The 20,896-nt window shown below is 71.8% G+C and carries 19 protein-coding genes and 1 pseudogene; 9 read left to right on the top strand and 11 right to left on the bottom strand.

Translation table 11 applies throughout. The features are described 5' to 3' along the window. Positions 1 to 97: 97 nt before the first annotated feature. Positions 98 to 634: a helix-turn-helix domain-containing protein gene (locus tag E1295_RS38635; protein ID WP_132638654.1), complete on the bottom strand. Its 537-nt coding sequence runs from the start codon at positions 632 to 634 to the stop codon at positions 98 to 100. A gap of 75 nt (positions 635 to 709) precedes the next feature. Here E1295_RS38635 and E1295_RS38640 point away from each other — a divergent pair, with 75 nt between their 5' ends. Beyond that, on the top strand, positions 710 to 1,843 hold the full coding sequence (locus E1295_RS38640) for an aminotransferase class V-fold PLP-dependent enzyme (RefSeq protein ID WP_132638656.1): 1,134 nt from the start codon (positions 710 to 712) through the stop codon (positions 1,841 to 1,843). A gap of 20 nt (positions 1,844 to 1,863) precedes the next feature. Further along, positions 1,864 to 3,243, top strand: coding sequence for an amino acid permease (locus tag E1295_RS38645; protein ID WP_220449107.1), 1,380 nt, complete (start codon positions 1,864 to 1,866; stop codon positions 3,241 to 3,243). Here the strand turns inward: E1295_RS38645 and E1295_RS38650 are convergent, their stop codons facing one another. Further along, positions 3,244 to 3,879 carry a LysE family translocator gene (locus tag E1295_RS38650; RefSeq protein WP_132638658.1) on the bottom strand — a complete coding sequence of 212 codons (636 nt, stop codon included), beginning with the start codon at positions 3,877 to 3,879 and terminating at the stop codon, positions 3,244 to 3,246. It lies immediately after the preceding gene. Between the two features lie 22 nt (positions 3,880 to 3,901). Beyond that, positions 3,902 to 5,545, bottom strand: coding sequence for a glucose-6-phosphate isomerase (gene pgi / locus E1295_RS38655; protein WP_132638660.1), 1,644 nt, complete (start codon positions 5,543 to 5,545; stop codon positions 3,902 to 3,904). Positions 5,546 to 5,706: 161 nt separating this feature from the next. Here pgi and E1295_RS38660 point away from each other — a divergent pair, with 161 nt between their 5' ends. Together E1295_RS38660 and E1295_RS38665 are read left to right on the top strand one after the other, a co-directional pair. Then, positions 5,707 to 8,010, top strand: coding sequence for a phosphoketolase family protein (locus E1295_RS38660; RefSeq protein ID WP_132638662.1), 2,304 nt, complete (start codon positions 5,707 to 5,709; stop codon positions 8,008 to 8,010). Beyond that, complete coding sequence (locus E1295_RS38665; RefSeq protein ID WP_181958110.1) at positions 7,986 to 9,203, top strand: acetate/propionate family kinase; 1,218 nt, start codon at positions 7,986 to 7,988, stop codon at positions 9,201 to 9,203. Before E1295_RS38660 ends, E1295_RS38665 begins: the two co-directional genes overlap by 25 nt. A gap of 34 nt (positions 9,204 to 9,237) precedes the next feature. Here the strand turns inward: E1295_RS38665 and E1295_RS38670 are convergent, their stop codons facing one another. Continuing rightward, a complete protein-coding gene (locus E1295_RS38670; RefSeq protein WP_132638666.1) occupies positions 9,238 to 9,651 on the bottom strand; it encodes an ATP-binding protein in 414 nt (137 codons plus the stop codon). Positions 9,652 to 9,930: 279 nt separating this feature from the next. Between E1295_RS38670 and E1295_RS38675 the strand changes: the two genes are divergently transcribed. From E1295_RS38675 to E1295_RS52275, 5 genes and pseudogenes are all read left to right on the top strand, one after another. Continuing rightward, positions 9,931 to 10,413, top strand: coding sequence for a cation:proton antiporter regulatory subunit (locus E1295_RS38675; protein ID WP_132638668.1), 483 nt, complete (start codon positions 9,931 to 9,933; stop codon positions 10,411 to 10,413). 8 nt (positions 10,414 to 10,421) lie between these two features. Next, on the top strand, positions 10,422 to 11,582 hold the full coding sequence (locus E1295_RS38680) for a cation:proton antiporter (RefSeq protein ID WP_132638670.1): 1,161 nt from the start codon (positions 10,422 to 10,424) through the stop codon (positions 11,580 to 11,582). 17 nt (positions 11,583 to 11,599) lie between these two features. Next, positions 11,600 to 12,193: a pentapeptide repeat-containing protein gene (locus E1295_RS38685; protein WP_132638672.1), complete on the top strand. Its 594-nt coding sequence runs from the start codon at positions 11,600 to 11,602 to the stop codon at positions 12,191 to 12,193. Positions 12,194 to 12,319: 126 nt separating this feature from the next. Then, complete coding sequence (locus E1295_RS52270) at positions 12,320 to 12,511, top strand: hypothetical protein (protein ID WP_342775945.1); 192 nt, start codon at positions 12,320 to 12,322, stop codon at positions 12,509 to 12,511. 1 nt (position 12,512) lies between these two features. Then, positions 12,513 to 12,560: pseudogene (locus E1295_RS52275) on the top strand (hypothetical protein); the annotation flags it as partial. 209 nt (positions 12,561 to 12,769) lie between these two features. On the opposite strand, the gene E1295_RS38695 reads toward E1295_RS52275, so the two are convergent. The 7 genes from E1295_RS38695 to E1295_RS38725 form a co-directional block, all read right to left on the bottom strand. Then, positions 12,770 to 13,759 (bottom strand): hypothetical protein, encoded by a 990-nt coding sequence (locus E1295_RS38695; protein ID WP_132638674.1) that lies wholly within the window; start codon positions 13,757 to 13,759, stop codon positions 12,770 to 12,772. Further along, complete coding sequence (locus E1295_RS38700) at positions 13,749 to 14,378, bottom strand: copper resistance CopC family protein (protein WP_132638676.1); 630 nt, start codon at positions 14,376 to 14,378, stop codon at positions 13,749 to 13,751. Before E1295_RS38700 ends, E1295_RS38695 begins: the two co-directional genes overlap by 11 nt. Before the next feature lie 77 nt (positions 14,379 to 14,455). Then, complete coding sequence (locus E1295_RS38705) at positions 14,456 to 15,043, bottom strand: hypothetical protein (RefSeq protein ID WP_132638678.1); 588 nt, start codon at positions 15,041 to 15,043, stop codon at positions 14,456 to 14,458. Positions 15,044 to 15,139: 96 nt separating this feature from the next. Beyond that, positions 15,140 to 16,174, bottom strand: coding sequence for a fatty acid desaturase family protein (locus tag E1295_RS38710; protein ID WP_132638680.1), 1,035 nt, complete (start codon positions 16,172 to 16,174; stop codon positions 15,140 to 15,142). Positions 16,175 to 16,404: 230 nt separating this feature from the next. Beyond that, positions 16,405 to 17,544 carry an FAD-dependent monooxygenase gene (locus E1295_RS38715; RefSeq protein ID WP_166427632.1) on the bottom strand — a complete coding sequence of 380 codons (1,140 nt, stop codon included), beginning with the start codon at positions 17,542 to 17,544 and terminating at the stop codon, positions 16,405 to 16,407. A gap of 26 nt (positions 17,545 to 17,570) precedes the next feature. Further along, complete coding sequence (locus E1295_RS38720; RefSeq protein ID WP_166427633.1) at positions 17,571 to 19,094, bottom strand: MFS transporter; 1,524 nt, start codon at positions 19,092 to 19,094, stop codon at positions 17,571 to 17,573. A gap of 195 nt (positions 19,095 to 19,289) precedes the next feature. Further along, positions 19,290 to 20,690 (bottom strand): FAD-binding oxidoreductase, encoded by a 1,401-nt coding sequence (locus E1295_RS38725; RefSeq protein WP_132638686.1) that lies wholly within the window; start codon positions 20,688 to 20,690, stop codon positions 19,290 to 19,292. Positions 20,691 to 20,896 lie beyond the last annotated feature (206 nt).

Genomic DNA, 20,896 nt, shown 5'->3' on the forward strand with positions numbered 1-20,896 from the left:
AGGTGTGTATAAGAGACAGGGCCCAACCCCAGCGACCCAACCCCGGCGACCGGCCCCAGTGACCCGACCTCAGTGACCCGGCCCCAGTGACCCGGCCTCAGTAGCTGGGCGGGGTGGCGACGATCATGAAGTCGACCGGCTCGTCACCGGTGTTGAGATAGCGGTGCGGCAACGAGGAGTCGAAGTAGCAGCTGTCCCCCGCCTCCAGCACATGCTCCACCCCGGACACCTCGACGACGAGCCGTCCCCGCAGCACGAGCACGCACTCCTCGGACGGGTGCGTCCACGGCTCGGCGGCCGACGACCCGCCGGGCAGCAGGTGCCCTTCCAGCACCTCCAGCCGTCCGTGCCCGGGTGACACGCGGGTGTAGGTGATCCCGCCCGCGGGCGACCTGACCAGCATCCGCCCGTCGCGCCTGACCACGGCGACCGCGGCCGCGTCCGGTTCCTGGAAGAGGCTGAACAGCGGCAGGTCCAGCACCTTCGCGATCTTCCTGAGCGTTTCCAGGCTGGGGTCGGCCAGGCCGCGTTCGACCTGGCTGATCAGCCCGCTGGACACGCCCGCCTCCGCGGCCAGCTGGGCCAGGGTCAGCCCGCGTCCGGTGCGCAGCTCACGGATCCTGGCGCCTATCACGTGCAGATCCTATCGACGTTAATCCCATTGAAGGTATATTGACCTGGTTAAATCTGGCCGGATAAGGTGCCCGAAATGTCGCATCTGCTGAACGCCACACAGTTCCGGGCCGAGTTCCCCTCCCTGGCCGACTCCGTGCACCTGGCGAGCTGCAGCCAGGGCGCCCTGTCGTCGCGGCTGGCGTACGCGCTGCAGGAGATCGGCCACACGCTGCGGGACAGAGGCGCACCGTGGGAGGTGTGGATGGCGGAGGTCGGCCGGGCCAGGGAGCGGTTCGCCCGGCTCATCGGCGCCGAGCCCGGCGAGGTGGCCGTGCTGTCGTGCGCCTCCGAGGCGGCCTTCCAGGCCGCCTCGTCCCTCGACTGGTCGCGCCGCCCCGGCATCGTCACCACCGACCTGGAGTTCCCGTCGATCGCGCACGTCTGGCTGGCCCAGCGCGGGCGCGGCGCCACGGTACGGGTGGCCGCCGACACCGGCGAGTACGTCCCGGCCGAGGCGTACGAGCAGGTCGTCGACGAGAGCGTCAACCTGGTGTCGGTGCCGCTGCACACCTACCGCAACGGCGCCCGCCTCCCGGTCGAGGACGTCGTACGCCTGGCGCACGACAAGGGCGCGCGGGTGTTCGTGGACGCCTACCAGGGCGCCGGCGTCACCCCGATCGACGTGAAACGGCTCGGCTGCGACTACCTGGCGGCCGGGTCGCTCAAATACCTGCTCGGCCTGCCCGGCATCGCGTTCCTCTACGTACGCGGCGGCATGGAGCAGCAGCGCGAGCCCGAGCTCACGGGCTGGTTCGGCCGCACCGACCCGTTCGCCTTCGACCCCCGGCTGCTCGACTTCCCCGAGGACGCCCGCCGGTTCGAGACCGGCACGCCGCCCATCCCGTCCGCCTACGCGGCCAACGCCGGGTTCGACCTCATCGAACGGGTCGACCCGGCCGCCGTGGACGAGCACGTGTCCGCCCTGGTCGAGGAGCTGGCGCAGCGGCTGGCGGCGGCCGGCGAGCGGGTGGCGAGCCCGGCGGGGGCCCGCGGCCCGCAGGTCGCCATCGCCGACGACGCCCCGGCCCGGCTGGCGGCCAGGCTGGCCGAGCGCCGCATCTGGACCGCGCCGCGGGGCGACCTGCTACGGCTGTCCTTGCACTACTACAACGACCGGTCCGACGTGGACGCGGCCGTCGAAGCCATCAGCGCCTGCCGCCGGGCCTGATCACCCCCGAAAGGTCTCTCGTGGACAACGCTTCCGGATTGCGACGCAGGCTGACCGGGCGCCAGCTCACCATGATCGGGCTGGGCGGCGCGATCGGCACCGGGCTCTTCCTCGGCTCCAGCCTGGCGATCTCCCAGGCCGGCCCCGCGACCATCGTGGCCTACATCATCTGCGCGGGCGTCGCCCTGGTCATCGGCTGGTCGCTGGCCGAGATGGTCGTCGTGCACCCCGAGGCGGGCGCCTTCGGGGTCATCGCGCACCGCTACCTCGGCCCGTGGGCCGGGTTCGTGGTGCGCTGGACGTACTGGACGATCCAGGTGATCGCCATCGGCGGCGAGGTCATCGCGGCCGGGATCTACGTGCAGTTCTGGTGGCCGTCGCTGCCGTTGTGGCTGCCCGTGACCGTCTTCTCGGCCGTGGTGCTCGTCGTGAACACCGCCGCGGTCAAGCTGTTCGGCGAGGTCGAGTACTGGTTCGCGATGATCAAGGTGATGGCGATCATCGTGTTCATCCTGCTCGGCGTGCTGCTCATCACCCTGGGCCTGCCCGGCGCGGAGGCCACCGGCGTCTCGAACCTCACCGCGCACGACGGGTTCCTGCCCAACGGGATGAGCGGGCTGTTCCTGGCCATGGTGTTCGTGTTGTTCAGCTACATCGGCACCGAGATCGTCTCCGTCACCGCCGCCGAGTCGGAGAACCCCGTACGCGACATCCCGCGCGCCGCCCGCCGCATGGTCACCCGGCTCGCCCTCTTCTACGTGCTGGCCATCGCGATCGTGCTCACCGTCGTGCCGTGGACCGCGACCGCCCAGGGCGGCTCCGTGAACGAGAGCCCGTTCGTCACGGTCTTCTCCGCCGCCGGCATCCCGGCCGCGGCGACCGTCATGAACTTCGTCGTGCTGACCGCCGCGCTGTCCAGCGCCAACACGAACCTCTACCTGACCACCAGGATGATGCACTCGCTCGCCGCCAACAGGTACGCCCCCGCCTGGACCGGACGGCTCAGCGCCGCCGGCGTGCCGCGCAACGCGCTCGCCCTGTCGGCGCTCGGCCTCGCGCTCGCCGCGATCGTCTCGGCGGCCAGCGAGAGCGGGGCGTACCTGGCGTTGTTCGGCGTGTCGGTGTTCGGGGCGCTGGTCGTGTGGCTGCTGATCCTCATGACCCACTACGCCTTCCGGCGCACCCGCGCCGCGCAGGGGCTGCCGCCGTCGCCGGTGCGGCTGTGGGGCGCGCCCGCCACGTCGGGGCTCGTGATGCTCTTCCTCGCCGCAGTGCTCGTCTCGACGTTGTTCATCGACTCGCTGCGGCCCGCGTGGTGGGCGGGCGTCCCGTTCTTCGTGGTCGTCAGCCTGGCGTACGTCGTCGTCTCCCGCCGCTCGACGTCACCGGTGCGGCTCTAGCTAGGGGCGGCCGGAGGTGGCCAGCTTGACGCCGAGGGCGATCAGGGCGGCGCCCGTCAGGCCGTCCACGGTCCTGCGTACGGCGGGCCTGGCGAAGACCTTGCGGAGCGTCCCCACGATGGTGGCCACCACCAGGAACCACGCGACCGTGCCCGCCAGCGCGATCACCGACAGCACCAGGGTGTCCGCCGGCGAGGCTCCGGAGCTGACGAACTGGGGCATGAGGGCCACGAAGAACAGGGCGGCCTTGGGGTTGAGCACGTTGGTGAGCAGCCCCTCGGCGAACGCCGCCCACGCGCCGTGCCCTCCTGGGTCCGGTACGTCGAGCGCCAGGTGACCGCCCCCGCGCAGGGCGGCGCGCAGCGCCTTGACCCCGAGGTGCAGCAGGTAGGCGGCGCCGGCCATCTTCACCACGGTGAACGCCATGGCCGAGGCGGCCAGCAGCGCCGCGACGCCGGTGGCCGCGGCCACCACCCACACGAAGACGCCCACGGAGATCCCCGTCGCCGCGGCCATGCCGTGCCCGCGCCCGGAGACGGCCGAGCGGCGTACGACGACCGCGAAGTCGGGGCCGGGCGACATCGCGCCGAGCAGCACCACCCCACCGAAGGCGACGAACTGCGTCATAGAGGTCATGGCGTCCACTGTAGGAGCCGGCTCAGGCGCGGCGGCCCCGCAGCTCGCGGTAGCGGCGCACGAGCCGCTCGGTGGAGGGGTCGGGCAGCGTGGCCGCGCCCGGCTCCGGCGGCTCGGCGGAGGTGAGCGCGGGCTCCAGGTCGAGCGCCATCTTCTTGCCCAGCTCGACACCCCACTGGTCGAAGGAGTCGACGCCCCAGATCGTGCCTTCGACGAAGACGATGTGCTCGTAGAGGGCGACGAGCTGGCCCAGCGTGGACGGGGTCAGCTTGGGCACCAGGATCGTGGAGGTGGGCCGGTTGCCCGGCATCACCTTGTGGGGGACGATCCCGGGCGCGGTGCCCTCGCCCGCGATCTCCTCGGCCGTCTTGCCGAAGGCCAGCGCCGAGGTCTGCGCGAGCAGGTTGGCGACGAGCTGGTCGTGCATGCCCTGGCGGTCCTCGAAGGGCTCGGCGAAGCCGATGAAGTCGGCGGGCACCAGCCGGGTGCCCTGGTGGAGCAGCTGGTAGAAGGCGTGCTGGCCGTTGGTTCCGGGCTCGCCCCAGAAGATCTCACCGGTCTCGGCGGTCACGGGGGTGCCGTCGGCGCGCACGGACTTGCCGTTGGACTCCATCGTGAGCTGCTGCAGGTAGGCGGGGAAGCGGTGCAGCCGCTGGCTGTAGGGCAGCACGGCCCGGGTCTCGGCGCCGAAGAAGTCGTTGTACCAGACCCCGAGCAGGGCCATCAGCACCGGCAGGTTGGCCTCGAACGGCGCCGTGCGGAAGTGCTCGTCGATGGTGTGGAAGCCGGCCAGCATCTCGCGGAACCGCTCGGGCCCGATCGCGATCATCAGGGAGAGGCCGATGGCGCCGTCGTAGGAGTAGCGGCCGCCCACCCAGTCCCAGAAGCCGAACATGTTGTCGGTGTCGATGCCGAACTCGGCGACCTTCGCGGCGTTGGTGGAGACGGCGACGAAGTGGCGCGACACCGCCTCCTCGCCCAGCGCGTCGACCAGCCAGCGGCGCGCGACCCTGGCGTTGGTCAGCGTCTCGAGCGTGGTGAACGTCTTGGAGCTGATCACGAACAGCGTGGTCGCGGGGTCGAGGCCGGCGAGGTTGCCGGTGATGTCGGCCGGGTCGATGTTGGAGACGAACCTGGCCGCGATGCCCGCGTCGGCGTAGTCGCGCAGCGCTTCGTAGGCCATGGCGGGGCCCAGGTCGGAGCCGCCGATGCCGATGTTGACGACGGTCTCGATGGGCCTGCCGGTGGCGCCCTTCCATTCCTGCGACCGGATCCGGTCGGAGAAGGCGCTCATCTTGTCGAGCACGGCGTGCACGTCGGCCACGACGTCCTGGCCGTCGACCACCAGCCGCGTCTCACGCGGCATGCGCAGCGCGACGTGCAGCACGGCGCGGTCCTCGCTGACGTTGATGTGCTCGCCGCCGAACATGGCCGCGATCCGCTCGCGCAGCCCGGCCCGCTCGGCCAGGGCCAGCAGCAGGCCGATCGTCTCGCTCGTGGCGCGGTGCTTGGAGTAGTCGAGGTAGAGGTCGCCGGCGGTCGCCGTCATGCGCTCGGCGCGGCCCGGGTCGTCCGCGAACAGCTCGCGCAGCCGTGTGCCCGCCAGCTCGCCGTGGTGCTTGCCGAGGGCCGCCCACTCCTGGCTCCGGGTGATGTCGCCGTTCACGCTCTTCCTCCTCGCGTCGCCAAACCGATCACCATCGTCCCGTAACCACGTACCCCCCGGCGCTGATTCCGCGCGTGGCGGAGGAGATCCTTTGCGCCCGTCGCGCACCTTGCCGGGCGAGAAGGGGATTCAGCTCGCTCTACGGAGGAAGCAGCAGGAGCATGGAGCACATCGACGCGTACTGGCGGGCGGCCAACTATCTGTCCGTCGGGCAGATCTACCTGCTGGACAATCCGCTGCTGAGCGAGCCGCTGCGGCCGGAGCACATCAAGCCGCGCCTGCTCGGCCACTGGGGCACCACGCCGGGGCTGAACTTCTGCTTCGCCCACCTCAACCGGGTGATCAAGGAACGCGACCAGGACGTGATCTACATCGCCGGTCCCGGTCACGGCGGCCCGGCGGCCGTCGCGCACGCCTGGCTGGAGGGTTCCTACTCCGAGCGCTACCCCGACGTCTCGCAGGACGTCGCCGGCATGCGGCGGTTGTTCCGCCAGTTCTCCTTCCCCGGTGGCGTGCCCAGCCACGTCGCGCCCGAGACGCCCGGGTCCATTCATGAAGGGGGTGAGCTGGGCTATTCGCTCGCGCACGCCCATGGCGCCGCCTTCGACAACCCGGACCTGGTCGTGGCCTGCGTCATCGGCGACGGCGAGGCCGAGACCGGCCCGCTGTCCGCCGGCTGGCACGCCAACAAGTTCGCCGACCGCCGCCGCGACGGCGTGGTGCTGCCCATCCTGCACCTGAACGGATACAAGATCGCCAACCCGACCGTGCTCGCCCGCATCCCCGAGCCCGAGCTGATCAAACTCATGGAGGGGTACGGATACCGCCCCCACCTGGTCGGCCCCGACCACGCCGAGATGGCGGGCACGCTCGACACCGCCTGGGAGGAGATGGCGGCGTACAAGGCGGGCGACGCCGACCGCCTGCCCATGATCATCCTGCGTACGCCGAAGGGGTGGACCGGGCCGCGCGAGGTCGACGGCAAGCCCGTCGAGGGCACCTGGCGGGCCCACCAGGTGCCGCTGCCGAAGGTGCGCGAAAACCCTTCGCACCTCGCCATGCTGGAGGAGTGGATGCGCTCCTACCGTCCCGAGGAGCTGTTCGACGCCGGCGGGCGCCCGGCCGCGAAGGTCGCGGACACCGTGCCGGCCGGCCCGCGCAGGATGAGCGCCAACCCGCACGCCAACGGCGGCGAGCTGCTGGAGCCGCTGCGGCTGCCGGACTTCCGCACCCACGCGGTCGAGGTCAAGTCGCCCGCCGTGCAGGAGACCGAGCCGACGCGGGTGTTCGGCGGGCTGCTGCGCGACGTGATCGCCGGGAATCCGCACACGTTCCGGCTGATGGGCCCGGACGAGACCGCCTCCAACCGGCTGCAGGAGGTGTTCGAGGTGACCGACCGGGCCTGGGACGCCGAGCTGCTGCCCACCGACGAGAACCTCGGCACCGGCGGGCGCGTCATGGAGGTGCTGAGCGAGCACCTGTGCCAGGGCTGGCTGGAGGGCTATCTGCTGACCGGCCGCCACGGGCTGTTCAACTGTTACGAGGCCTTCATCCACATCGTCGACTCCATGTTCAACCAGCACGCCAAGTGGCTGGAGTCGTCGCAGAAGATCCCGTGGCGGCGGCCGGTCGCGTCGCTGACGTACCTGCTGTCGTCACACGTGTGGCGCCAGGACCACAACGGCTTCAGCCACCAGGACCCCGGCTTCCTCGACGTCGTCGTCAACAAGAAGGCGTCCGTGGTCCGCGTCTACCTGCCGCCGGACGCCAACACGCTGCTGTCCGTCGGCGACCACTGCCTGCGCTCGCGCGACTACGTCAACGTCATCGTCGCCGGCAAGCAGCCCGTACTCGACCTGTTCACCATGGACGAGGCCATCGCCCACTCCACGCGCGGCCTCGGCATCCTGCCCTGGGCCTCCTCCGACCAGGGGGCCGAGCCGGACGTGGTGCTCGCCTGCGCGGGCGACGTACCCACCCTGGAGACGCTCGCCGCCGCCGCGCTGCTGCGCGAGCACCTGCCCGACCTGAAGGTACGCGTGGTCAACGTCGTCGACCTCATGCGCCTCCAGCCGCAGTCGGAACACCCGCACGGTCTGCCGGACGCCGAGTTCGACACGCTCTTCACGACGAACCGACCGGTGATCTTCAACTTCCACGGCTACCCCTCGCTCATCCACCAGCTCACCTACCGGCGCCACGGCCACGACAACATCCACGTACGCGGATACAAGGAGGAGGGCACCACCACCACCCCCTTCGACATGTGCATGCTCAACGACATCGACCGCTACCACCTGGTCATGGACGTCATCGACCGGGTGCCCGGGCTCGGCGCCACCCAGGCGCACCTGCGCCAGCACATGAGCGACGAACGGCTGCGCGCCCGCGCCCACACGCGCGAGCACGGCGAGGACCCCGCCGACATAAGGTCGTGGACGTGGCCGGCCGCATCCTCGTCCTGAACACCGGCTCCTCGTCCATCAAGTACGAGCTCATCGACGTCCGCACCCGCGAGCGCCCCGCGAGGGGCCTGGTCGAGCGCATCGGCGAGGACGAGGGACGTCTGACGCACCACGCGGGTGACGGGCCGCCCTACGAGCGGCGGGCCCGTTTCCCCGGGCATGCCGAAGGGCTCGACGCGGTCATGGAGGCGTTCCGGACGGCCGGGCCCGAGCTGAACCCGGTCGCCGTGGGGCACCGGGTCGTGCACGGCGGCACCACGTTCACCGAGGCCGTGCTCATCGACGACGCCGTGATCGCCGCCATCGAGCGGCTCGCGCCGCTCGCGCCCCTGCACAACCCGGTCAACCTGACCGGAATCCGGGTCGCGCGCTCGGCGTTCCCCGGCGTGCCCCAGGTGGCCGTGTTCGACACCGCCTTCCAGCTCGCGCTGCCGCCCGCCGCGTACACGTACGCGGTGCCGCGCGCCTGGCGCGAGCGGCTGGGCGTGCGGCGCTTCGGCTTCCACGGCACCTCGTGCGCCTACGTCTCGCGCCGCGCCGCCGCCCTGCTCGGCCGCGACCTGGCCGGGCTCCACCTCATCGTGCTGCACCTGGGCAACGGCGCCAGCGCGACCGCCGTCTCCAGCGGGCGCAGCGTCGACACCTCCATGGGGCTGACCCCGCTGGAGGGCCTGGTCATGGGCACCCGCGCGGGCGACGTCGACCCGGCGATCGGCGGCTACCTCGCCCGGGTGGACGGGATGGACGCCGAGCAGGTGGAGGAGGCGCTCGGCCGCCAGGGCGGGCTGCTCGGCCTCACCGGCAGCGGCGACATGCGCGAGGTGCGCGCCCGCGACGACGACGAGGCCCGGCTGGCCCTCGAGGTCTACACCAGGCGCGTCCGCAAGTACGTCGGCGCCTACTACGCGCTGCTGGGCCGGGTGGACGCGATCGTGTTCACCGGCGGGGTCGGGGAGCACGACGCCGCCACCCGCGCCGAGTCGCTGGCCGGGCTGGACCGCCTCGGCATCACCGTCGACCCGGCGCTCAACCGGGCCGGCCCGGAGGGCGAGCGCGCGGTGTCACCGCCTGGCGCCGAGGTGGCCGTGCTCGTCATCCCCACGGACGAGGAGTGGGAGATCGCCCGCGAGGCCCTCGCCCTGATCAGCGAGCAGCCCACCACCGGCCCCGGAACGCCACAGGGCGAACCTTGAGTCACCCACCGCGACGGGCCACGGCCTGACGAGATCAGATTTCTGCTGGGCGGATTCGGGTGAAACCGGCGGTGAGTTCGCACCACACCGTCTTGCCGTCCTCGACCGGCGCGATGCCCCAGCCGGTGGACAGCAGCCTGACCACGTGCAGCCCCCAGCCGTCGCCGGGGCCCGGCTCGCGGGGCCTGGGCAGTTCGGCGCCGGCGTCGCTGACCTCGATCCGCACGCTCGACGCGTCCGCCCGCATGCGCAGCGAGGGCGGGCCGTCACCGTGCACGAGCGCGTTGGTGACCAGCTCCGACACCACCAGGAGAACGTCCTCGTGCTGCCCTTGGTAGCCGCGCTCGGCCAGGGCCTCACCGATGATCTGCCGCGATGCCGTGATGCTGCCCATCTCCTCCGGCAACCGGGTGTCCACGTGGTAAGGCTGCGCCTCCTTGCTGCCCATGCCTCTGCTCTCGGGGGTCTCGTGCGGCCGGTGGGCCGTCCGCTGGACGCGTTCTCGTCACGTTGCGCCGTTGAGCAGTCTCCCACGAGTCACCATTTCGGGTGCGACGGGGGGCGCGACCGGCGGCGAAGCGGCCTCTGACCGGCCCTGGAGCGCTCTGGACCGGCCCTGGACCGGCGAGCGGAGGTGTGGCCGGGTGGATCGGTAAGCGCGTGTATAACGCGGGTAATGCATTGGTAGGGTTGTCCGGAAAAATGCGGATCTGAACAGGTGGGACAGGTGGAGGTCGAACAAACAGCACTGCCCGGCATCGGTCTACGGCACGATTTCACGACGCGCAAAGGACAGCGGGTCGGCATCGTGTCCCACCGCACCGGGCGCAGGGACCTCGTGATCTACGACAAAGAGGATCCCGACGCCGTCTGCCACACGGTCAAGCTCAACGACGAGGAGGCGGACACCCTGGCCGAGCTTCTGGGGGCGCCGCGCATCGTGCAGCGTCTCAACCAGTTGCACGAACAGGTCGAAGGCCTGGTCAGCGTTCAGTTGCCGATACCGGCGGACTCCCCGTACGTGGAACGCCCCATGGGGGACGCGCGGGTGCGCACGCGTACCAGCGCCTCCATCGTGGCCGTCGTGCGCGGCGGCAAGGTGTTCGCCAGTCCTGGACCCGATTTCACCTTCGCCGTCGGTGACGTCGTGGTCGTCGTCGGCAGTGAGGACACCACGGCCGAGGTCGCCGGCATTTTGGCAGAAGGGTAGGGCCGCGGGTGCACGAAACCGCGATCCTATTCCTGGAGTTCGGAGCAGTACTACTGGGTCTTGGAGTGTTGGGCGCGCTGGCCTTGCGCGGCGGCATCTCCCCCATCCCCCTCTATTTGATCGCCGGGCTGGCGTTCGGCACGGGCGGCGTGCTGCCGCTGGCCACCAGCGAAGAGTTCATCTCCATCGGCGCGGAGCTGGGCGTCGTCCTGCTGCTGCTGACGCTGGGTCTGGAGTACAACGCCGACGAGCTGGTCACCAGCCTCACGAGCAATGCCCGCGCGGGCATCGTCGACCTGGTGCTCAACGCGGCGCCGGGCGCGATCCTCGCACTGCTGCTGGGCTGGGGCCCGGTCGCGGCGGTGGCCATGGCCGGCGTCACCTACGCCACCTCGTCGGGCATCACCGCGAAGGTGCTGTCGGACCTCGGGTGGATCGGTAACCGGGAGACGCCGACGGTCCTGTCGCTGCTGGTGTTCGAAGACCTCACGATGGCGGTCTACCTGCCGGTCCTGACGACCATGCTGGCCGGGCTGAGCCTGGTGAGCGGGGCCGTCTCGGTGGGCATCGCGCTGCTCACGGTCAGCATCGTGCTGGTGGTGGCGCTGCGCTTCGGGCGCTTCATCGAGGCGTTCGTGTCCAGCCCCAACTCCGAGGTGTTATTGCTGAAGGTCGTCGGCCTGGCCCTGCTGGTCGCCGGCCTCGCCCAGCAGCTGCAGGTCTCGGCGGCGGTCGGCGCCTTCCTGGTGGGCATCGCGCTCTCCGGCGAGCTGGCCGAGGACGCGCAGGCGCTGCTGGCGCCGCTGCGCGACCTGTTCGCCGCAGTGTTCTTCGTGTTCTTCGGTTTCCAGACCGACCCGGCGAAGATCCTGCCGGTGGCCGGGCTGGCGGCGCTGCTGGCCCTGGTCAGCATGATCACGAAGGTCGTCACCGGCATGTACGCGGCGAAACGGGCGGGCATCGCCAGGGCCGGTCAGGCACGAGCGGGCATCGCGCTCGTCCCCCGCGGTGAGTTCAACATCGTCATCGCCGGTCTCGCGGTCGGCGCGGGGGCGCACCCCGACCTGGGGGCGCTGGCGGCGGCGTACGTGCTCATCCTCGCCGCGTTCGGGCCCCTGGCGGCCAAGGCCGTGCAGCCGCTCATCACCGCCATCGCGAAGCGGGCCTGACCCGCTAGCTTGTTCGCATGGCCCATCCCACAGAGAAGACGGTCTGGTCCACGGACTGGGACACGCTCGAGATCTCCGGCGAGAGCCACTTCCGGGTGCTGTTCCAGGACGTGGACATGACGGAGCTCGTCGACCGCGGCTCGTCGTTCGAGGAGTGCCACTTCAGCAACGTGCGGTTCAACGTGTCGGAGCACACCGACGCGAGCTTCCTCAACTGCACGTTCACGCGGTGCTCGCTCTTCGACGCCACGTTCACGGGGTGCCGGCTGATCGGGAGCGTGTTCGACGGCTGCACGTACGGCCTGCTGAAGGTCGAGGGCGGCGACTGGTCCTACACCGGCCTGGCCGGGGCCGACCTGCGGGGCTGCTCCTTCGACGGCACCCGGCTGCGCGAGGCAGACCTGGCGGGCTCCCGGCTGGAGCGGGCGGAGCTGCGGCGGGCCGACCTGACGGGGGCGTCGCTGCGCGGAGCCGACCTGACGAAGTGCGATCTGCGCGGCAGCGACCTCAGCACGTTCGACCCGCGCACGGTCACGCTGGCCGGCGCGATCATCGACCCGTTCCAGGCCACGGTCGTGGCCACCGCGATGGGGCTGGACGTCCGAGCCTGACCGGCGGCGGGAGCGGGTCAGCCGGTCACATCGTGGCCCCGGGAGGGCCAGTCCCGCCACGGTGTCCCTCGACGGCGCGCGTTCCGGCAGGGTGGTGCGCATGACGACTACGTCGACCTGCTCTGGGTGCACGTCTGCCGGCACACCCCCATCGAGGAGACGATGCGGGCGCTGGACGACGTGGTCAGCGCGGGCAAGGTGCTCTACGTCGGCATCTCCGACGACGGTGGTGGCGAGCCGGGACAACACGCTGGCCGAGTGGCGGGGGTGGACGCCGTTCGCCGGGTTGCAGGCGCCGTACAGCCTGCTCTCGCGTGACGTGGAGCGGGAGCTGCTGCCGATGGCGCGGGCCTACGGGATGAGCGTGGCGGCGTGGGGGGTGCTCGCGCAGGGGGTGTTGTCCGGACGCTACAACGCGCAGGACGCGGCGGCTGGAGTCCGCGGTCGGCTTCGAGCTGGGTTTTCCGGGCGACTTCATCGACCAGGTGGACCGCAGTCCCGGGATCTACGGCGAGGCCGTCGACCGTCTCGACGGCCGGTGACCGCCTGGGTCCTTCCGCCACCTGGGTGCGGGTGTCAGCACAGCGACATGGCCGTCTCCCACAGGCCGGGCAGCCCGGCGAGCACGCGGTCGGCGCGCCGCCGGCGGTCGGCGTACGTCTCCGCGCCCAGGTCAGCGAGCAGGTCCAGCAGCCCGTCCTCGTGCCCCCGCTCCCCCGCCGCGGCCCGCTTGGCCAGGCACCGCGCGTAGGTGGCGGCGATCCAGAAGACCGCCTCCCTGTGCAGCCCGCGTGCGATGAGCTCGCGGCTGCCGTCGATGGCGACGGGCCTGGCCACGGCGGAGATGTCGGAGTCGAAACGGTACGCGGGCGCCCGCACGGCCGCGGCGACGTCGAACACCGTCTCCAGCGCGGCCAGGTGCCGCTCGACCCTGGCGGCGTCGAGGTGGGCGCAGCCGAGCCAGTCGAGCAGGGTCTCGTGGACGTCCAGGCGGCCGTGGGTGGCGAGCAGGTCGCGCACAGCCGCGTACCGCCGGCGGATCGTCGGGTTGTGCAGCCCGGCCACCAGCAGCACGTGCGTGGTGACCCCGGTGCCGAACAACCAGCCGGTGACCTGGTCGGGCAGTGGCGCCGACGGGTCCATGCCGCCGAGGAACGCGCGCACGCGGTCCATCGCGCCCGCGCAGCGGACCGTCGTCCACGCTCGCACGGCGAAGTCGCGGGCGACGACCCGCTGGATCGCGCTGAGGCGCCCCGTCGGGTCGGCCAGCACGCACGGCAGGTGGAAGCTGCCGGCCAGGTGGTAGTCGGCCAGGACGTCGTCCGCGGACCCGATGCGGGGCATGGAGGAGACCTCGAGCAGCGCCCCCTCGTAGGCGAACTTGCCCGGCCTGACTCCGGGGCCGGCGATCAGCATGACGTCGACGTCGGACGCCGGGCCGAGTTCGGCGCGCGGGTCGCCCCACAACACCGACCCGGTCAGGAACGCCCCGCCGAACCCGGGCAGCGCGGCGCCCTCCGTCTGCACCCACCGGCCGGCGATCTGCCGGGCCTGCTCATTGAGCACCCGGCTCCTCTCCCTCGGGACGCCGGCGCGCGGCCCTGAGCCCGACGACCGCGCCGAGCACGACGAGCACCGCCAGCGCGACCCAGATCCAGACGGGCACGCCGGACGACTCCGTCTCGGAGGAGGCGGCCGTCGAGGCGGCGTCGTCCTGCGCGCTCGCAGTGGCGGGCGCGTCGGAGGCGGGCGCGGACGCGGCGGGGTCCGGCGAGGCCGGGGCGGAGGAGGCGGCCTCGCCCTTCACGGTGAAGGGGATCTCCCCCTCGATGGGGTGGCCGTCGGAGGAGACGACCCGCCAGGCGATCACGTACGAGCCGGGCGCGAGCGGCTCGGGCACGGCGGCGGACACCTTCGGCCCGTCGGTCTCCGGCTCGCCGAGCGTGACCTGCCCGCCGGCCTCGTCGTGCAGCACGACGAACGGGAACTTGACGCTCGCGGTGAATTCGAGCTCGATCTCCTCGACCGAGGACACCTCGGCGTCCTTGGCGGGCGAGCTGCTCTTGAGCTTGTCGTGGGCGTGGGCCGGCGCGGCGGGGAGGGCGAGGACGAGCAGGCAGGCGAGCGCCGCGAGCACCGCCTCGCGGATGCGGGGCGCGCGGATGGTGAGGGTCGGGAATGTCATGACAGGTCTCCGGATAGGTGCCCCGGACGGCCGCGCCCGTGGCGCCGGCGTCCAGGATGCTGGCAGGGCGGCGAGCGTCAGCGCGAACGCTGGTGCTCCCGGGGCGGGCCGCGTCTGCTGGCCGTTCCTGAGACGATCTCTCCCGCGTACGCGGGGAGGACGGGGGTGGCCGGCCGCCACGACGGCAGGGCGACCTCCACGGGGGCGATGACGAGCAGCCCGATGACCGGCGGCGGCGCGGCGTACAGGCGGATCATGAGCCACAACGCGCGTTCGCCGCGGTGCAGCCACCACGCCGTCAGCGCCGCCACCGTGAGATGGACGAGCGCCATGCCGGGCCCCGGGTGCGCGTGCGCGAACTCCGGCGCGGGAGGGGGCGCCAGCCGGTCGAAGAGCTGATGGAACAGCAGCTGGGTGCCGGCGGTCGCGGCGAGCACGGCGACGGGACCGCGTTCGCGCCCGTCGATCAGGTAGGCCAGGCCGAGCGCCGCGAGCACCGCGGCGCCGTAGACCGGCAGCGGCACCGGCCCGCCGCCCGCCAGCGCGTGCCCGCCCGCCGAGATCGCGCCGCAGACGGCCGCGAACACGACGGCGCGCGCGAGCCGCAGCCCGGACGCCGCCGGGAGCGCGGCCGACGACGGAAGGGACGACGACGGAAGGGGCACAGCCGCCATCCTTACACAGAGCCCGCCCGGTCCCGCTCTCCGCCGCCCTGCGGCTCACGGTCGCGCCCCTCACGTGCCGGACGCCTCACGGGGCCGTCACGTCGCGGCGGCTCCGCGCAGTTGCCGGCCCACCGCGTGCAGGTGGCGCAGCGCCTGCCCCCACGACCGGAACAGGCCGCACTCGACGTAGTCGATGCCGAGCGACTCGCAGTATTCCCTGACGATGGGCTGCGCCCTGCGCAGGTTCGCGCTGGGCATGCTCGGGAACAGGTGGTGCTCGATCTGGTAGTTCAGGCCGCCGAGCGCGGTGTTGACCAGGCGGCCGCCGCGCACGTTGCGCGAGGTCAGCACCTGGCGCCGGAGGAAGTCGAGCTCGTCCTCGGCGGTGAGCACCGGCATGCCCTTGTGGTTGGGCGCGAACGTGCAGCCCAGGTAGACGCCGTAGCAGGCCTGGTGCACGGCGAGGAAGGCCAGCGCCAGGCCGGGCGGCAGCACGAGGAACAGCACGCCGGCGTAGGCCAGCACGTGGGCGCTCAGCAGCAGCCCTTCGAGCGTCCTGTTCTTCAGCGACTTCCTGCGCAGCGCGCGGAAGCTCGACACCTTGAGGTTGAGCCCTTCGAGGGTGAGCAGCGGGAAGAACAGGAACGCCTGCCAGCGTCCCACGAACCTGGGCAGCCCGCGGCTGGCCTCGGCCTGCCTCTCCGACCAGACGAGGAAGTCGGGCGCGACGTCGGGGTCGTGGTCCTCGTGGTTGGGGTTGGCGTGGTGGCGGGTGTGCTTGTCCATCCACCAGCCGTAGCTGAGCCCGATGGCGAGGTTGCCGGTGATCAGCCCGGCGATCCTGCTGGTGCGCCGCGAACGGGAGATCTGCCCGTGCGCCAGGTCGTGGGCCAGCAGGGTGACCTGCCCGAACGCCGCGGCCATGAGGACGGCGACGGCCAGCTGCCACCACGAGTCGCCGACCCAGGCGAACAGCGCCCAGCTCGCCGCGAACAGGCCGGCGACCAGGGTGATCCTGGCCGCGTAGTAGCCCGGCCGCTTCTTCAGCAGGCCCTCCTGCGCGATACGGCGCGACAGCCTGGCGAAGTCGCTTCCTCGCTCGCCTGATGGCCGGGCACGGGACGTGTCCACCACAGTCAAAGTCTTCTCCGATGCTGATGCGTCGTACGGGGATCACCTACAGCATCGCTGACAACCCGGCCTGGTGTGACCCCGCTGTCACCCGTCCTGGGGGTGGGGCAGGCCCTACCCCGGACGCCGGACGGCGTCCCCGCCGCCGGGGCATGGGCTGCCGTCACCTGCGGACGGTGGGGCGGGCGGCGGGGAACGCCCGGCTCATCGGAGGAGCTCGGATCGGCTGCTCAGATCGGTTGCAGGGCCGGCACCTCCTCGGGCGCGGCGGCGTCGCCGTGGACGTGCAGGTCGGGGCGGAAGGCCGAGAGGTAGGCGGCCCGGTCGCGGAAGGTGGCGGCCAGCGCGTCACCGTAGTCGATCAGCTCCCTGTGGGCGTGCCTGCGGGGTTCGTAGCGGGCGTAGAGGAGCCGGTCGAGCAGGTCGCCGTCGCCGCCGGCCGCGCAGATGACGTCGGCCAGGATCTCGGCGTCGTGCAGCGTGTAGCTCATGCCCATGCCCGTCATCGGGTGGCAGGCGAAGGCGGCCGAGCCGAGGAGCGCGGCGTTGCCCTTGTGGTAGCCGGCCACGCGCAGCGATGACACCTTGATCCGCTGCCAGGTGGCGGGCTGCAGGACGTTGAAGGCGTCCGAGCTGTCGGTGACGAACCTCTTCAGCGTGTCGATGAGGAGCGGGATGCCGTCCTGGAAGATCTCCTTGTCGTCCTCGGGCGGCAGGCCGACGAACACCCTGGCCCGGTCCTTGTCGAGCGGGTAGAAGTAGGCGAGCCAGCCCTCGGAGCTGAAGTAGAGCCGGTTGAGCCGGGCGACGCTGGCGGTCAGCGGCACGGTGGCCACCCGCATCAGCAGCCGCTCGTACGGCATCGTCTGCTGCTCGATGTCGAGCGCCCTGCGTACGGCGGACTTGGTGCCGTCGGCGCCGATCACGACGCCGGCCCTGAGCGTGCGGCCGTCGGAGAGCGTCAGCTCCTCCACCCGGCCGTCGCCGGTCACGATGTCGTCGATGCCCGTGTCGAACCGGAACTCGACGCCCTCCATGACGCAGGAGGTGTAGATGAGCTCGACCAGTTCGCGGTAGGGGCGGATGACGAAGCCGTCGTCGGGGAAGCGGCACTCACTGATGGGGTCGCCGTCGTGGTAGTAGCGGATGGTGTCACGCCTGAGGCCATGGCGTTCGACGAGGTCGGCCAGCCCGTGCCGGGCGAGCACGCGCCGGCCGGGGGGCTTGAGGAAGTCGGCGCCCGCGCTCGGGACCGAGGGTCCCTGCTCGATGACGACGACGTGCTGCCCGCGGCGGCCCAGTAACAGGGCGAGGAAGCAGCCGCCGAGTCCGGCGCCGACGATGGCCACGTCGCACGATGTGGTTGCCATGACGAGAGCCCTTCTGAATGGTTGAACTAGTTCGTACGCCCGCGAGTAGCGGCGAGCGGGCCTGTCTCGGCCGCCCGCGGCAGCGGGACCCGGCCCATCGGGGTGTCCACGGGGGGACCCTGCTGAGGCGCCGGTGGGGTGGTCGTGGGCGGTGTGCGGGTCTCGACTGGCAGCAGCGCGTCCGCCTCCGCCGCGACGGTGGCGAGGGTCATGCGCAGTTCGAGCAGGAGCTTGCGCGGCACCTTGACCATGACGTCGCCCGGGTCGGGCCGCGTCTTGGTGATCTTGGTGAGGGCCAGCGCGCCGATCAGCACGGAGATGGCCACGCACAGAGCGAGCGCGCCCGCCAGGCCGGCGAAGGGGCCGGTCATGAAGGGGTGGTCGATGACGATCGACACCACGGCGACCCCCACGGCCCCGCCGACCATGCGGGCCATGGTGGCCGAGCCGACGGCGGAGGCGTACTGGTGGGGGCTGGCGGCGAGGGTCGTGGCGACGGAGGTGCCGGGGGCGAGCGCGCCGACGCCGACCCCGACCACGACGCTGGCGATCAGGCCCCACACGGTGGGCCCCGACTGCACCAGCACGAGCACGCAGGCGCCGCCGCAGAGCAGCGAGCCGGCGTAGATCAGCCCGTAGGGGCCGATGCGCCTGACGAGCCGTCCGGCCAGGAAGCTCGACACGACGACGGCCACCGACGTGGGCGTGAGCCACATGGCCACCTCCAGCATGGGGTAGCCGAGGTGCAGCAGGTAGAGCGGCTGCACGGTCAGCAGCCCGTACGACAGCGCGCCGAAGCCCCAGGTCGCCAGCCAGCCCCAGACGAAGCGGGGCCGCCGCCACAGGGCCAGGTCGATCGCCGGGAGCCGGTGGCGCCTGGCCTGCGCGAGCGCGCCGCCCAGCAGGGCGACCGCGGCGAGCGTCAGCCACAGGACGCCCATGCCCCAGGCCATCGCCTTGGAGATGGCCAGCACGACGACCGCGATGCCGCCGGCGAGCAGCCAGGCGCCCAGCACGTCGGGGACGCCCTTGGTGCCGGACCTCTTGCCGGACGGGAGCCAGGCGCAGGCGATCAGCAGCGCGATGCCGATGACGACGTCGGGGATGAACAGCGCCCGCCAGCCGACGGAGGCGGCCAGCCAGCCGCCGCCCGCCTGCATGAGCAGGCAGCCGAGGCCGGACGCGGAGCTCCACAACGCGATCGCGCCGCGCCGTTCCGATTCCGGCAGCTCTCCCAGCAGCAGTCCCAGGCTGGCGGGGATCATCGCGGCCGCTCCCGCGCCCTGGACCGCCCGCGCCGCCAGCACGTACGACCAGGGCTCCACGGCGACGGCGGCGATGCCGCCCAGCACGAACACGACGAGGCCGACGGCCAGCACCCGCCGGCGGCCGAACAGGTCGGCCCACCGGCCCGCGGTGGCCAGCAGCGCCGCGATCGGGATGAACGCCGCGCTGGTCAGCCAGACCAGGTCACCGAGCGGCATGCCCGCGCCGGCGGGCGTGTACCGCAGCACTCCGACTGCCAGGGTGGTGGCCGTGGTGTCGGCCATCACCGTCAACATGACACCCGCACCGACCAGCCGCAGCATCACGCCGTGTCGGCGGTCTGCGCCGGCCGTGCTCGATCCCCGGACGGCCGCTGGTGACGAACGCACGTGGTCCCTCCATCTTCGCTGTCGATCGTGGGTCGCCCCGCCGCCTGGCACACTCCGGCTGTGCGGACGGCGGAGCCGGACGGGTGGGGGTCAGGCGCCGTACCGGCCGGGCGAGAGCAGGCCGTCGGGGTCGAGCGCCGTCTTGAGGCGGTGCAGCATGCCGAGGCTGGCGGTGCTGGTCTCGGACCAGACGTCGGCGGCCGCGTGGTCGATGTCGGAGCGGTAGATGGCGCAGCCGTTGGCCCGCAGGACGCAGCTGCCGTCGTTGCGGAGCTGGTGCGCCCGGTGCGCGGCGTCGGGCGCCCCGCGTTCGAAGAAGATCTGCATGACCCCGTTGGCCATGTGCCTGCTGACCAGGTTCCACTCGACCATGAGGGCGGTGGCGTGGGCGTCGACCGCCGTCTGCAGCGCGGCCAGGACGTGCTCGGTCTTCCGCGCGTGCATCGGCATGAGCGGCAGCAGCGCGAGGAAGCCCATCGGGCCCTCGTCTATCTGGTCGCAGGAGGTCACGCCGAGCGCGTTGTGCACGCCCAGGCAGGTGGGTATGCCCTGCGACATGAGCGCTCTGGCGTAGAGCGGGTCGCCGGGGTCCACCTCGGCGGCGTCGACCACGCGCAGCGCCTCGGCGCCCTCCACCTCGATCAGCGCCTTGCGCAGCAGCTCCTCGGCCAGTTCGACGGTGGCGTCGCTGCCCATGAGCGGCCCGAGGATGGTGAACAGGCCGGGGTCGACGCCCGCGGGCAGCACCCAGTCGCCGTGGCTCGGCGTGAGCGACAGCTCGCGCACCCGCATCAGCCCCTCGGCCGGGTTGCCGCGGCGCAGGAACCCGGTCATCGCGCCGACCGCGGTGCCGACCTGGTCGCGCGGGATGCGGCCGTGCACGAGGGCGATGGTCTGCGGGCGCGGCACGAGCGCGACGGCCATGGCGGTGACGACGCCCAGGTTGTGCTGGACGAACGAGGACGTCAGGTCGGGGCCGGCGACGCGGCCGTGGTAGCGCCCCGCGGGGTCCAGCCCGCCGGTGGTGACGACGCTGCCGTCGGCCAGCACGGCCTCGATCCCGGCGACGTCGTGCACGCGGGAGCGGATGCAGCCGTCGCCGCGGTCGAGCGCGTTGCCGATCACGGAGGTGTCGGCGCACGACGCGGTGACGTTCAGCATCCACGGCGTGTCGCGCAGCACCTCGGCGAGCTGCGCCTGGGTCACTCCCGGCTCGATGACCGCGAAGCCGGCCTCCAGGTCGAGGCTGCGTACGCGGTTCATCCCGCTGAGGTCGACGACCAGGTTGTCGTCCGTGACCGGCATGGCCGAGCCCATGCCCCAGTTCCTGCCGGTGCTGATCGGGTAGAGGCGGCGCCTGGCCGTCATGGCCTGGCGTACGAGGGCGCGTACCTCGTCGAGCGTGCGCGGCGTCTCGATGCCCGCCAGGGAGCGAGGCTGGTGTCCCCCGACGTCACGCGACCTCAGCTCCGGTCGCGACAGATCCTGCATGACTCTCCTCAAAGATCAGATATCGCTCGATGGGGGCACACTTCAGGCAGTGTGCTGGAGCAGGTCGTCGATGGAGCCGATGGCCTGGTTGGACATCTCCCTGATCTCGAGCAGCCGCTGCTCGACGTACTCACCGGACTCACCGGGCTCGTACGGCTCGTACGGCTCGTACGGCTCCTGTCTCTTATACGCATGTGACGGTGCCG

Source organism: Nonomuraea mesophila, from assembly GCF_004352805.1.
In the GTDB taxonomy this organism is placed as follows: Bacteria; Actinomycetota; Actinomycetes; order Streptosporangiales; family Streptosporangiaceae; genus Nonomuraea; species Nonomuraea longispora.